Consider the following 13,902-nt stretch of genomic DNA (forward strand, 5'->3'; position numbering starts at 1 on the left):
TCTCGTTCTGGCTCTAAAATCCTTGTATTAGGAGAGAGACAGTGCCCAGAATTGCCGAACTGATTACACAACAAAGCGGACATCTCAGGCCCGACACCACGCTTGGTGAAGCAGCAGCGACGATGCTGAAGGAAAAGCTGTCGTCGGTCATCATTGTCGGCCCGGAAGGCATACTCGGCATCGCCACCGAGGGCGACATCCTGCATGCCATGCGCGAACACCGCGCCCTGGAGCAGGCAATCAGCAGCATCATGACGACGCCGGTGCATAGCGTCGTCGACACCACCGAATTACGCGCCGCCTACCGCGAAGCAGCGAATCTGGGCATTCGCCACATCGTCGTGACCGACGCTGGCGGCCAGCCGCTGGGTGTGGCCAGCGAATCGGATTTCCGTCGCCACCTGGGTACCGACTTCTACCGCCACCTGAACAATGTCGATACGTTGATGGAGCGGATGTTCCCGCGCCTGCCGCCGGATGCCTCGCTGGATGCCGCCCTGACGGCGATGGAGGCGGCACGCGCCAGTTGCGCCGTGGTTGTCGACCAACACAAGGCGATCGGCATCCTGACCGAGCGCGATGTCGTGCGCCTGTTCCTGAATGCCGAAGACAATCCGCCGCTCTCGGCCGTCATGACCCGGCCGCCGATCACGATAGGCGAGGAACGCTCGCTGGCCGAGGCGACCCTGATGATGAACTCGCATCGCATCCGGCATCTGGTCGTGGTCAACGGCAGCGGCCATGCGGTTGGCCTGCTCTCCGAACACACCCTGATGCGCCCGCTCGAGCTCGACCTGGTCGATGACGCACTGGCTGACCGTCTGGCACTGACCCGCACCAACAATCTCGCGCAGGAAGAAATCCAGCTCAATGATCGCTACCAGCGCGCCCTGCTCGACAATTTCCCCTTCCTCGTCTGGCTGAAAGACACCGAATCACGCTTTCTCGCGGGCAACCGCAGCCTGGCCGACACCTGTGGCGAGCGCTCACCGGCCGACCTGATCGGCAAGTCCGACTACGATTACTGGCCCCCCGAACTGGCCGAACGCTACCGGGCGGACGATCAGGCTGTCATGCGCAGCGGCCAGAAAAAAGTGGTGACCGAACCGATCGGACGGACACACCACCTGAACTGGTTCGAAACCTACAAGGCCCCGGTTTTCGGGGATGACGGCAAGCTGCTCGGCACGGTCGGTTTTGCCCAGGACATCTCGGACAGACGCCGCGCCGAAGAAGCCATCCTGCTGCGCAATGCGGCACTCGCCGGCATGTTGCGCAACGAACCGCTGGCCGGCATCCTCGAACTGATCGTCCTCTCCGTCGAGGCCGAAATTCCTGCCTGGCGCTGCGCCATCCAGCTTTACAGTGCCGGCGACCACGCCCTGCGCTATCTCGCCGCGCCGCGCCTGCCCGAAACCTTCTGCGAGGCGACGGCCGATATTCCGGTACACGCCGGCAACATCCCCTGCGCCGCAGCCGCGGCACTGCATCAGCGGGTGATCGCCGACGACCTCGCCGGCGGCGCCGCCCGCTCCGGCTTTGACCTGGCCGCCCAGGCGGCCGGTTTTGCCGCCGCCTGGGCCGAGCCCATCCTCTCGCCGCAAGGCGAACTGCTCGGCACCTTCAGCGCCTATCACAGCATGCCGGGCACGCCCGGCGATGAGCAGCAAGCCATCTTCACGCATGCCAGCCAACTGGCCGCCCTGATCATGGCGCACCAGCAGGGTGCCGAGAGCCTGCAGCAAAGCCAGAGCACCTTCCGCGGCATTTTCGACAGCATCAGCGAGGCGCTTTTCATCCAGGCCGAAGACGGCACTTTTCTCGATGCCAATCTCGGTGCCGAGCAGATTTTCGGCTACCCGCGCCCGGCCATGATCGGCCAGACCCACCACAAGCTCGGCGCCCCCGGTCTCAACGACCTGAGCAGAACCGGCTCGCATATCAGCGCCGCCATTGCCGGTACGCCACAGTACTTCGAGTATTGGGGCCAGGCTGCCGATGGCCGTATTTTCCCGGTCGACGTCCGCCTGCACCCGTGCACCTACTTCGGCCGCCAGGTACTGATCGCTTCGGTGGTCGATATCAGCGAAAGAAAACAGGCAGCGTTGCGCCTGGAAATCGAGCATGACCTGGCGCAGGCGCTGGCGACCGGGATGCCGCGCCAGGACGTGCTCGATACCATTCTCAAGGCAGCGTTGCGCTTTCCCGACCTCGACGCCGGCGGCATCTATTACCGCCAGGACAACGGCAGCTACCGCCTCGCCGCCGAGCAGGGACTGTCGGCTGATTTCGCCGGACTGAATGCCGAACTTGCCGCCGACACCCCGCAAGCCGCGGTCATCCGCAATGGCCGCCTGGTCTGCAGTTGCAGCGAAACGGGTGATCACTGCACGGAAGCGCCGCTGATCGCCGCCCCCCACCTTGAAGCGGAAGGCCTGCGCTGCCTGACGATATTGCCGGTGATGCTGGCCGGCGAGTCGATCGCCTGTCTTTACCTGGCCGGACGCCAGGTCAAACAGATTTCGCATGAAACGCTGCAGGCCCTGGAAACCCTGAGCAACACCTTTGCCCAGACCCTGCTCCGCCTGAATGCGCAAGAAGAAGCCGAGCGCCTGCAACACAACCTGAGCGGCCTGTTCAACAACCTGACGGACTTCCTGTTTGTCGTCGCCGAACAGGGACAGATCGTGCATTACAACCATACGGTTGCCGACAAGCTCGGTTATGGTCCGGTCGCCCTGCTCGGCCAGCACATCCATACGGTCAACCCGCTGGAAACGCGCGAAATGGCTGACCGGATACTCGACGAAATCCTCGCCGGCGAACGCTCAAGCAGTCCGCTGCCGCTGCTCCATGCCAACGGCAGCCGGATTGCCGTCGATACCCGCATCATCACCGGCTACTGGGACGGCCAACCCGCCATGTTCGCGATCGCCCAGGACATCCGCGAACGCCTGATTGCCGAAGAGCGCCAAAAACTGGCGGCCAGCGTTTTTGACAACGCGCACGAAGGCATCATGATCACCGACCCGGCCGGCCGGATCATCGAAGTTAATGCCACGTTCAGCGAGTTGACCGGTTATCCGCGCCAGGAAGCCATCGGCCAGACCGCCGACCTGCTCAAATCCGGCCATCACGACGCCGACTTCTACCGCGACATGTGGGAAACCATCCGCCAGGCGGGTTACTGGCGCGGCGAAGTATGGAACCGCAAGAAATCCGGCGAGATTTTTGTCGAACTGCTGACCATCTCGACGGTACACAACCGCGAAGGCATGATTTCCCACTTTGTCGGCATTTTTTCCGACATCACGCTGATCAAGGAACACCAGCAACGGCTTGAACACCTGGCCCATTTCGACGCCCTGACCCAGTTGCCCAACCGCATGCTGCTCGGCGACCGCATGCAACTCGCGATGGCGCAGACCGAACGCAACGGCAAGGTTCTCGCCGTCGCCTATCTCGATCTCGATGGTTTCAAGCCGGTCAATGACCAGTATGGACACTCGGTCGGCGACAAGTTGCTGGTTGAGGTCTCGCAGCGCCTGAAGAGTTGCATTCGCGCCGGCGACACCGTATCGCGGCTGGGCGGCGACGAGTTCGTGCTGCTTTTCGCCGAGCTCGACAGCATCCGCGATTGCGACTATGCGATCAGCCGGATCATCTCGGTCCTGACCATGCCGTTCCGGATTGCCGGCCACGAGATCTTCATCTCGGCCAGTATCGGCGTCACCCTCTACCCGCAGGATGGCTCCGACAGCGACACCCTGCTGCGCCACGCCGACCAGGCGATGTACGCGGCCAAGCAGGCCGGGCGCAACCGCTTTCACCTGTTCGACCCGGAAAACGACCGGCGCGCCCGCGTCCGCCGCGATGAAGTCGGGCGGATCCGCGAAGGCCTGGAGCAAGGCGAGTTCGTGCTTTTCTACCAGCCCAAGGTCGATATGCGCCAGGGCAGCGTGGTCGGGGCGGAGGCCCTGATCCGCTGGCAGCATCCGGAACGCGGCCTGCTCCTGCCGGGTGAGTTCCTGCCCGCCATCGAAGGGACCGAACTTGCCATCACGCTCGGCGACTGGGTGCTGCAGGAAGCATTGTGCCAGCTTGAAGACTGGCAGCAGCAAGGCCTCGGCATCACCGTCAGCGTCAATATTGCCGGCAACCACCTGCAGTCTCCGGGCTTTGCCGAGCGCCTGGGCGAACTGCTCGCCGCCCGTCCTGCGGTAGCGCCCCAGCATCTCGAACTGGAAGTTCTGGAAACCGCCGCCCTTGAAGACATTCCCCGGGTCGCCGCACTCTTCTCCGAATGCCGGCGTTTCGGTGTCAGCTTCTCGCTTGACGATTTCGGTACCGGCTATTCATCGCTGACCTATTTCCGGCGGCTGCCTGCCGACATCCTGAAAATCGACCAGTCCTTCGTCTGCGACATGCTGGATGACCCGGACGACCTCGCCATTGTCGAAGGCGTCATCGGCCTGACCCGCGCCTTTCAGCGCAAGGTCATCGCCGAGGGCGTCGAAACCGTCGAACACGGCATGGTCCTGCTGCTGCTCGGCTGCGACATGGCACAGGGTTTCGGCATTGCCCGCCCGATGCCGGCCGGACAACTCCCGGAATGGGTCACGCGATTCCGTCCGGATGAACTCTGGGGGTCAACCACCGCCTTCAACTGGTCGCGGGAAGACATCCCGATGCTGATTGCCGGGGTGGACCACACCCGCTGGATGAAGAAACTGTACGCTTGCCTCGCCGATGACGACGGTCGGCTGCCGGCACCGGAGCTGGATGAAAACGCCTGCCGTTTCGGCCGCTGGTACACCAGCCCGAAAGCCCAGCGCTATGCGACCATCAAGGAGTTCAACGAACTGGCGGACATTCACCGGCAGATTCATCAACTCGGCAAACAACTGCTCGATCGACGCCCCCCACCGGAACAAGCGCGCTTGCTTGCTGCAGTCGAAAAACTCAGCCAAACCCTGAGCGACCACCTGCAAAGAATCCAGACCGAGGTGCTGCTGACCCGTCAGGCAAGCAGGTGATAAGCCGGGTTGTGCAGGCCGGCCACGGCCGCCAGTAGCGCATCGATCGCTTTCGGGCGGATGAAGCCGGCGCGCCAGGCAAGGGCGATGCGGCGTGACGGCGCCGGCGCGCGGAAGGGAATGACGCTGATCAGCTCGTTGCTGTAGGGGTGGCCGAGCGCCCCTTCGGGCAACACCGAAACCCCCAGTCCGGAAGCCACCATGCAACGGATGGTGCCGATCGAGTGGCCCAGCCGGACGTCGGTTTCCGGACTGCTCACCTGCGGACAGGCGCCCAGCACCTGGTCGCGGAAGCAGTTGCCGGCCTTGAGCAGCAGCACTTCGTCGCCGGCCACTTCCTCGGGACTGATTTCCGCCATGTTTTCCCAGGCGTGACCGCGCGGCACGACGACCTTGAAGGATTCGTCGTAGAGCGGCCGGGTCAGCACGCCGGGCAACTCGAAGGGCAGGGCGATGATGACGACGTCGATCTCGTTGTCGCGCAGCATGTCGGCCAGCGTTGCCGTCATGTTTTCCTCGATGGCGAGCGGCATGCTGGGCGCCACCCGCTTCAGCGACTGGATCAGCTGCGGCAGCAGGTAAGGCCCGATGGTATGGATGACACCAAGGCGCAGCGGGCCTTCCAGCTGATCGCGCCCGCGCATGGCGATCTGCCGCACCTTGTCGGCTTCGGCGATGGCCTGCTGCGCCTGCTCGACGACGCGCAGCCCGACCGCACTCGGGCTGACGAAGCCCTTGCCGCGCTCGAACAACTGCACGCCGAACTCGTCTTCAAGACGGGCGATCGAGACGCTCAAGGTCGGCTGGCTGACCGAACAACGTTCGGCAGCACGACTGAAATTACCCTCCTGGGCGAGGGCAACGATGTAACGCAATTCGGTCAAGGTCATGACTATCCTCCGCAAAATGGTGGGGTCTATCGCCCCTTGCTGTTATAGGTGCAAGCTATAGCACCTATATACAAAACCCATAAAAATCATTGACTTGGATCAATGTTAACACATCCGAACAGGAGAGAATGGCCGCAGCAATTTTTCACAAAGGGAGAACATAACGATGCAACGCAGCATTTTGTCCACCGCCCTCGCGGTCATTTCCGGCCTGCTCATCAGCCAGCTTGCGCAGGCTGCCAGTCAGGAACCGATCCAGCCGATCGCTGCCGCCAAGGTCAGCAACCCGGCCCTCGTCGAACTCGGCAAGAAGCTCTACTTCGATCCGCGTCTGTCCAAGTCCGGCTTCATTTCCTGCAACTCCTGCCACAACCTGTCGATGGGCGGCACCGACAACATCAAGACCTCGATCGGTCACAACTGGAACGAAGGCCCGATCAACGCGCCGACCGTGCTCAATTCCAGCCTCAACCTCGCCCAGTTCTGGGACGGCCGCGCTGCCGACCTCAAGGCCCAGGCCGGCGGCCCGATCGCCAATCCGGGCGAGATGGCATTTACGCACACCCTGGCGATCAACGTGCTGCAATCGATCCCCGGCTATGTCGCGGAATTCAAGAAAGCCTTCGCTTCCGAGACGGTCGACATCGAAAAAGTGACAAAAGCCATCGCCGCCTTCGAGGAAACCCTGATCACCCCGAACTCGCGCTTCGACAAATGGCTGAAGGGCGACAAGAAGGCGCTGAGCAAGGATGAACTGGCCGGCTACAAACTGTTCAAGGAGACCGGCTGCGTCGCCTGCCACAACGGCCCGGCGGTCGGCGGCAACTCCTTCCAGAAGATGGGCCAGGTCGAAGCCTACAAGGCGTCGAGTCCGGCCGAAGGGCGCTCGGCAGTGACCGGCAAGGATGCCGACCGCTTCAACTTCAAGGTGCCGACCCTGCGCAACGTCGAAATGACCTATCCGTACTTCCACGACGGCGCCGCCAACACGCTGCCGGAAGCGGTCGACATCATGGCCCGCATCCAGCTCGGCAAGAAGTTCACGGCCGATGAAAATGCCAAGGTCGTTGCCTTCCTGAAGACGCTGACCGGCGACCAGCCGAACTTCAAGCTGCCGATCCTGCCGCCGTCGGCCGATGCCACGCCGCGTCCGACGCCCTTCGAGAAGAAATAGGCAGATCGATAGATGCCGTGACGGGGGCTGCGGCCCCCGTTTTTCTTGCCCGTTTTGTTTGATTCCCATCAATCTGCCGGTACACTTGCGCGCTCATAATTCACCGCTGATTTATTTCGGTTTTTCCCCTGATGCTTGAAGCTGACAATCTGGAATGCGTGCGCGGCGAGCGCCGCCTGTTCGCAGGCCTCAGCTTTCGGCTGGAGGCCGGAGAACTGCTGTATCTGCAGGGCAAGAACGGGGCCGGCAAGACCAGCCTGCTGCGCATGCTGATCGGCCTGCTGCCGCCGGAAGCCGGTGAAATCCGCTGGCAGGGCGCGAGCATCAAATCCGACGAATTCCGCGCCGATCTCTGCTATCTCGGCCACCTCAACGCGATCAAGGAAGAATTGACCCCGCTCGAGAACCTGCTCGCCGCGGCGCGTCTTGCCGACGAGGCGCTGAGCGAGGAAGAGGCGATCGATGCCCTCGAACAGGTCGGTCTCGCCGGACGCGAGGATCTCGCCTGCAAATACCTGTCGCAAGGCCAGAAACGGCGCGTCGCGCTGGCCCGCCTGGTCAAGGAAAAGCGGCCGCTGTGGATTCTCGACGAACCCTTCGTCGCCCTCGACGTTGCAGCGGTCGACTGGCTGGCCGGCATCATTTCCGGCCACCTGCAGCGCGGCGGCCTGGCCGTGATGACGACGCACCAGCTGGTCAATATCCCGGCCGGCAAGGTGCGCGAATTGCGTCTTTCCTGAGCGTCGACCGCTAATGTTCAAAATCGTCACTGCCGTCATCGCCCGCGACCTGAAACTGGCCATGCGCCGCCAGGCCGACATCGTCTCGGCGCTCTTCTTCTTTGTCATCGTGGTCAGCCTGTTCCCGCTCGGCGTCGGGCCGGAACCCGACCTGCTCAGGAAACTGGCGCCCGGCGTGCTGTGGGTCGCAGCCCTGCTCGCCACCATGCTGTCGCTGCCGCGCCTGTTCGCCGACGATCATCGCGACGGCACGCTCGAACAACTGGCACTGGCGCCACACCCTCTCGGGCTGGTCGTTACCGGCAAAGTGATCGCTCACTGGCTGGTCTCCGGCCTGCCCCTGGCGCTGATCGCCCCCATCCTCGGCATCCAGTTCGACCTGTCCGGCGACGCGCTGGTCGTGCTGACTTTTGCCATCCTGCTCGGCACGCCCGCCCTGTCCGGCATTGGCGCGATCGGCGCGGCGCTGACCCTGGGCCTGCGCGGCGGCGGCGTGCTGCTCTCGCTGCTCGTGCTGCCGCTCTACATCCCGGTGCTAATATTCGGCGCTGGCGCAGTCGATGCGACAGTGACCGGTCTCGGGGGGGAAGGTCATCTGTCCTTGCTGGCCGCCCTTACCTTTGCCTCACTCGGCTTCGCCCCCTGGGCGTCTGCCGCTGCCTTGAAGATTGCCCTCGAATGAAAGACCGCTTCAATCTCTATCGTTTCGCGTCACCGGCCACCTTCTACCCGCTGGCCGGGGCGCTGATTCCCTACTTTGTCGCCATTTCCGTCGTCTTCGGCCTGGCCGGGCTCTACCTCGGCATGCTGGTCGCGCCGACCGACTTCCAGCAGGGCGAGGGCTACCGGATCATCTTCATCCACGTCCCGGCGTCCTGGCTGTCGATGTTCATCTACCTGATCATGGCCGGCTGGGCTGCCATCGGGCTGGCCTTCAACACCCGCCTGTCGGGCATGATGGCGCAGGCGCTGGCGCCGACCGGCGCGCTGATGGCCTTCCTGTCGCTGTGGACCGGCGCCCTGTGGGGCAAGCCGATGTGGGGCACGTGGTGGGTCTGGGATGCGCGCCTGACCTCCGAGCTGATCCTGCTCTTCCTCTACATCGGCTACATGGCGCTGACCGCCGCGATCGACGATGCCAAGCGTGCCGACAAGGCGGGTGGCCTGTTGCTGCTGGTCGGCGTGGTCAATGTGCCGATCATCTATTTCTCGGTCAAATGGTGGAACACGCTGCACCAGGGTTCGAGCGTCAACCTGACCAAGTCGTCGATGGCCGAGACCATGCTTTGGGGCATGCTGCTGATGGCCATGTGCTTCTGGATGTATTCGATCGCCATCGCCTTCATGCGGGTGCGCACCATCATGCTTGAACGCGAGCGGCACACCGACTGGGTCAAGGCCCTGCTCGCGGGAGACGGCAAATGATCTACTGGAACAGCTTCTCCGACTTCCTCGCCATGGGCGGCTACGGTCTTTACGTCTGGGGGTCGTTCGGCGTCACCGCGGCGATCATGGCGATTGAACCTATTCTCGTCGTCCGCCATCGAAAGACCACCATCGCCCGCCTCAAGCGCCAGTTGCGCGCCGAAACCAGGAACACCGCAGAATGAAATCCCGTCACAAGAAACTCGCCCTGATCGGCGGCGCGCTGGCCATCATCGGCATCATCGCCGCGCTCGTCCTCAACGCGCTGAACAGCAACATCGCCCTCTACATCACGCCGAGCGAAGTCGCAGCGGGCAAGGCGCCGCAGGGCAAGACCTTCCGCATCGGCGGTCTGGTCAAGGAAGGCAGCCTGCAACGCCAGGCCGACGGCGTCACCATCGCCTTCGTGATCACCGATACCGCCAAGGACATCAGCGTGCATTACAAGGGCATCCTTCCCGACCTGTTCAAGGAAGGCAAAGGCGTCGTCGCGCAGGGCAAAATGACCGCAGAAAACCAGTTTACCGCCAGCGAAGTGCTCGCCAAGCATGACGAAAACTACATGCCGCCGGAAGCCGCCCAGGCGGTCAATGATGCGCAGGGCGCCAACCAGCATGTCTCGCCTTCATCGGCCGGCACCCAACCGAAAGCAGGCTACTGAGCATGATTCCTGAACTCGGTCATTTCGCCCTCATTCTTGCCACCCTGGTCGCGCTGATCCTCGGCACCCTGCCGCTGCTCGGTGCCCACCGCAACCATTCCGCCTGGATTGCACTGGCCCGTCCGGCCGCCTCGGCCATGGCCTTGCTGCTGACCATTTCCTTCGGCTGCCTGATCCAGGCCTTCGTCACGAACGACTTTTCCGTCGTTTATGCCGCCCAGCATTCGAACTCCCTGCTGCCGCTGCAATATCGCGTCGCCGCCGTCTGGGGCGGTCATGAAGGCTCGCTGCTGTTATGGATGCTGTTCCTGACCTGGTGGGCCTTTGCCGTCGCCATGCTGTCGCGCCAGTTGCCGGAAGCCATGGTCGCCCGCGTCCTCGGCACGCTCGGCCTGGTCGCCTTCGGCTTCCTGCTCTTCATCCTGATCACCTCGAATCCGTTCGAGCGCCTGCTGCCGGCCGCTGCCGAAGGGCGCGACCTGAATCCGCTGTTGCAGGACTTCGGCCTGGTCATCCACCCGCCGCTGCTCTACATGGGTTATGTCGGCTTCTCGGTCGCCTTCGCCTTCGCCATTGCGGCGCTGCTTTCCGGCCAGCTTGACGCGGCCTGGGCACGCTGGTCGCGCCCGTGGACAATGGCCGCCTGGTGCTTCCTGACCCTGGGCATCGCGATGGGCTCGTGGTGGGCCTATTACGAACTGGGCTGGGGCGGCTGGTGGTTCTGGGACCCGGTCGAAAACGCTTCCTTCATGCCCTGGCTGGTCGGTACGGCGCTGATCCATTCGCTGGCGGTCACCGAAAAGCGCGGCAGTTTCAAGAACTGGACGGTACTGCTGGCGATTTCCGCCTTCTCGCTGTCGCTGCTCGGCACCTTCCTGGTCCGTTCCGGCGTACTGACCTCGGTGCATGCCTTCGCCACCGACCCGCGCCGCGGCGTCTTCATCCTGATCTTCCTGGTCGCCGTGATCGGCAGCTCGCTGGCGCTGTTCGCCTGGCGCGCCCCCAAGGTTGGCCTGGGCGGGCGCTTCGGCCTGGTCTCGCGCGAGTCGCTGCTGCTCACCAACAACGTGCTGCTCGTCGTCGCCTGCGCCACCGTGCTGCTCGGCACGCTTTACCCGCTGCTGATCGATGCGCTCGGCGTCGGCAAGATCTCGGTCGGTCCACCGTATTTCAATGCCGTTTTTGTCCCGGTCATGACACCCTTGCTGTTCCTGATGGGCATCGGTCCCTTCGCGCGCTGGAAGGAAGCCTCCATCGCCGAAATCAGCCGTACCGTGCGCTGGGCCTTCGCCGCCGCAGTCGTCGTCGGCATCGCCCTGCCGCTGGTTTATGGCAGCTGGACGGCGTTGACCGCACTGGGCATCCTGCTCGCCGCCTGGATCGTGTTCACGGCACTAACCAACTTCGTCGAACGCGTCGGCAACACGCGTGGCAACCGTTCCTTCCTTGCTGCCGCACTGAGCCAGCCGCGCAGCTTCGTCGGCATGCACCTGGCCCACGTCGGCATCGCCGTTTTCGTCGTCGGCGTCACCATGGTGTCGAGCTTCCAGGAAGAAAAGGACGTCAAGATGGCGCCCGGCGAATCGGTCGATGTCGCCGGCTACCACTTCACCTTCAACGGCGTGAAGGCCGTCGAAGGCCCCAACTACATGGCGGCGCAGGGTGACTTCGACCTGGCGGTCAACGGCAAATTCCAGCGCAAAATGAACCCGGAAAAGCGCAATTACGCCTCCTCCGGCATGCCGATGACCGAAGCCTCGATCGATGCCGGCCTGCTGCGCGACGTCTATGTCTCGCTCGGCGAGCCGATCGACCGCGACAAGCCGGAAGGCGAATGGGCCGTGCGCGTCTATTACAAACCCTTCGTCGACTGGATCTGGGGCGGCTGCATCCTGATGGCGCTGGGCGGCCTGCTCGCGCTGCTCGATCGCCGTTACCGCGCCAAGGCGCGCGCCAGCGCCGCCATTCCCGCAGGAAGCCAAACCGCATGAACCGTTATTTCTGGATACTCGGCGGCTTTGCCGCCCTCGTCGTGCTGCTCGCCATCGGGCTCAATCTGAATCCGCGCGACGTCCCGTCGCCGCTGGTCGGCAAGCCGGCCCCGGCCTTCAGCCTGAACGTGCTCGCCAAGCCGGACACGACGCTCGGCCCGAAGGACATGCAGGGCAAGGTCTGGCTGCTCAACGTCTGGGCTTCGTGGTGCATCTCCTGCCGCCAGGAACACCCGGTGCTGGTCAATTTCTCGAAGAGCAGCAAGGTGCCGCTGGTTGGCCTCAACTACAAGGAAGTGCGCGGCGACGGCGAATTCGACATGGGCAAGATCTCCGCTGCCGACGAGAAGAAGCTCGCCTTCGAGCGCGCCGGAAAATGGCTGGCGACGCACGGCGACCCCTACACGCTGACCGTGATGGATCTCGACGGCCGCGTCGGCATCGACTACGGCGTCTATGGCGTGCCGGAAACCTACGTCATCGACAAGGCCGGCATCATCCGCATGAAGCACACCGGCCCGATCACGCCGGACGTCCTGTCCGGCAAGATCCTGCCGCTGATCGCGGAGCTCGACAAATGATCGCGCGCGTTCTGGTTTTTGCCCTTTTTCTCGCGTCGACCGCTGCCTTCGGCTCGGAAATCAACGAAGCGGCGCAAGCTGCCGACCCGGTGGCCGAAAAGCGCCTGCAGGGCCTTTCCGAAGAATTGCGCTGCCTGGTTTGCCAGAACCAGACCATTGCCGACTCGAATGCCGAACTGGCCGTCGACCTGCGCCGCGAAATCCGCGGCATGATCAAGGATGGCAAGTCGGACAAGGAAATCGTCGACTTCATGGTCGTCCGCTACGGCGACTTCGTGCTCTACCGGCCGCCGGTCAAGGGCATCACGCTGCTCCTCTGGGGCGGTCCGATCGCCCTGCTGCTGTTCGGCCTCTACGCCCTGCTGCGCTACCTGCGCCAGCGTGCCGGGCGCCTTGCCGACGATCAGCCACTGACCGCCGATGAAGCCCGCCGCGCCGCCGCGCTGCTCAAGGAAACCGACCCGAAATGATCCAGTTCGCCCTCATCGCCATATTGCTCATCGTGGTCGTCGCCGCCTTCATCCTGCCGCCGCTGTGGTTCGCCCGTCGCCCGCAGAACAGCACCGGCGATCGCCAGGCTTCGAATCTGGCCATTTTCCGCGACCAACTGGCCGACCTGGCGGCCGAGCATCAGGCCGGTGCGCTGGCTGATGCCGATTTCGCCCAGGCCGAGCGCGAAATCCAGCGTCGCCTGCTCGAGGAAGTCCCGGCCGGCAGCGGCGAAACCAGCACCAGCAATGCGCCGAGCCGCAAGACGGCAATCGCCCTGATCCTGCTCCTGCCCATCCTGGCGCTGGGTGCCTACGGCATCCTCGGCAACCCACGCGCTCTCGACCCGGCCCAGGCCGTCGCCCAGCCGCAGATGACGCCGGAACAGATCAATGAAATGGTGAGCCGGCTGGCCGCCCGCATGCAGGAGAATCCCGACGACCTCAAGGGCTGGCTGATGCTGGCGCGCTCCTACAAGACCATGGGCCGCTACGAGGAAGCCGGCAGCGCCTACGGGAAAGCAGAAAAGCTGGTCAATGAAGACCCCGAACTTCTCGCCAGCTATGCCGAAACCCTGGCCATGGCCGGCGGCAAGGGCCTCAAGGGCAAGCCGCGCCAGCTCGTCGAACGCGCCCTCAAGCTCGACCCCAAGCACGCGCATTCCCTGTTCCTGGCCGGCGCCGCCGCCATGGAAGCCGGTGACAACAAACAGGGCGTCGCCTACTGGGAAGCCCTGTTGCCGCAAGTCGATCCGGGTTCGGAAATCGACCAGATGCTGCGCAGCGGCATCGACAAGATGAAAGCCGGCGGCAAGAACTGACCGCCAGCACCCGGCGCAGACGCCACAGCCTGCGCCGGGTGCGTTCCACTCCGGCAACAATGGCGCTATGCTCTGCCTCATAACGCCATTCGCCA

The 13,902-nt window shown here is 63.7% G+C and carries 12 protein-coding genes; 11 read left to right on the forward strand and 1 reads right to left on the reverse strand.

The genetic code is table 11. The features are described 5' to 3' along the window. Window positions 1–41 precede the first annotated feature (41 nt). Window positions 42–5,036, forward strand: coding sequence for an EAL domain-containing protein (locus KIG99_RS09135; RefSeq protein WP_226459881.1), 4,995 nt, complete (start codon window positions 42–44; stop codon window positions 5,034–5,036). Here KIG99_RS09135 and KIG99_RS09140 read toward each other — a convergent pair. Next, window positions 5,021–5,926 carry a hydrogen peroxide-inducible genes activator gene (locus tag KIG99_RS09140; protein WP_226459882.1) on the reverse strand — a complete coding sequence of 302 codons (906 nt, stop codon included), beginning with the start codon at window positions 5,924–5,926 and terminating at the stop codon, window positions 5,021–5,023. The two genes, KIG99_RS09135 and KIG99_RS09140, sit on opposite strands and share 16 nt — an antisense overlap. Before the next feature lie 166 nt (window positions 5,927–6,092). On the opposite strand from KIG99_RS09140, the gene KIG99_RS09145 reads away from it, so the two are divergent. From KIG99_RS09145 to ccmI, 10 genes are all read left to right on the forward strand, one after another. After that, entirely contained in the window at window positions 6,093–7,100 is a 1,008-nt protein-coding gene (locus KIG99_RS09145) for a cytochrome-c peroxidase (protein ID WP_226459883.1), read from the forward strand. Between the two features lie 131 nt (window positions 7,101–7,231). Then, window positions 7,232–7,840, forward strand: a complete 609-nt coding sequence (gene ccmA / locus KIG99_RS09150; RefSeq protein WP_226459884.1) for a cytochrome c biogenesis heme-transporting ATPase CcmA — start codon at window positions 7,232–7,234, stop codon at window positions 7,838–7,840. 13 nt (window positions 7,841–7,853) lie between these two features. Further along, window positions 7,854–8,522, forward strand: coding sequence for a heme exporter protein CcmB (ccmB, locus tag KIG99_RS09155; protein WP_226459885.1), 669 nt, complete (start codon window positions 7,854–7,856; stop codon window positions 8,520–8,522). Next, complete coding sequence (gene ccmC, locus KIG99_RS09160) at window positions 8,519–9,265, forward strand: heme ABC transporter permease CcmC (RefSeq protein ID WP_226441603.1); 747 nt, start codon at window positions 8,519–8,521, stop codon at window positions 9,263–9,265. Before ccmB ends, ccmC begins: the two co-directional genes overlap by 4 nt. Further along, window positions 9,262–9,450 carry a heme exporter protein CcmD gene (gene ccmD, locus KIG99_RS09165; RefSeq protein ID WP_226441604.1) on the forward strand — a complete coding sequence of 63 codons (189 nt, stop codon included), beginning with the start codon at window positions 9,262–9,264 and terminating at the stop codon, window positions 9,448–9,450. Before ccmC ends, ccmD begins: the two co-directional genes overlap by 4 nt. Beyond that, window positions 9,447–9,926, forward strand: coding sequence for a cytochrome c maturation protein CcmE (ccmE, locus tag KIG99_RS09170; protein ID WP_226459886.1), 480 nt, complete (start codon window positions 9,447–9,449; stop codon window positions 9,924–9,926). The genes ccmD and ccmE overlap by 4 nt, the downstream gene beginning before the upstream one ends. A 2-nt stretch (window positions 9,927–9,928) precedes the next feature. Then, the gene (locus KIG99_RS09175) at window positions 9,929–11,917 is read left to right on the forward strand and encodes a heme lyase CcmF/NrfE family subunit (protein WP_226459887.1); all 1,989 of its coding nucleotides are present in this window, start codon (window positions 9,929–9,931) and stop codon (window positions 11,915–11,917) included. Further along, entirely contained in the window at window positions 11,914–12,498 is a 585-nt protein-coding gene (locus KIG99_RS09180; RefSeq protein ID WP_226459888.1) for a DsbE family thiol:disulfide interchange protein, read from the forward strand. Before KIG99_RS09175 ends, KIG99_RS09180 begins: the two co-directional genes overlap by 4 nt. Beyond that, the gene (locus KIG99_RS09185) at window positions 12,495–12,968 is read left to right on the forward strand and encodes a cytochrome c-type biogenesis protein (RefSeq protein WP_226459889.1); all 474 of its coding nucleotides are present in this window, start codon (window positions 12,495–12,497) and stop codon (window positions 12,966–12,968) included. Before KIG99_RS09180 ends, KIG99_RS09185 begins: the two co-directional genes overlap by 4 nt. Next, window positions 12,965–13,807, forward strand: coding sequence for a c-type cytochrome biogenesis protein CcmI (ccmI, locus tag KIG99_RS09190; RefSeq protein ID WP_226459890.1), 843 nt, complete (start codon window positions 12,965–12,967; stop codon window positions 13,805–13,807). The genes KIG99_RS09185 and ccmI overlap by 4 nt, the downstream gene beginning before the upstream one ends. Window positions 13,808–13,902 lie beyond the last annotated feature (95 nt).

This window comes from Quatrionicoccus australiensis (genome assembly GCF_020510425.1).
Taxonomy (GTDB): domain Bacteria; phylum Pseudomonadota; class Gammaproteobacteria; order Burkholderiales; family Rhodocyclaceae; genus Azonexus; species Azonexus australiensis_A.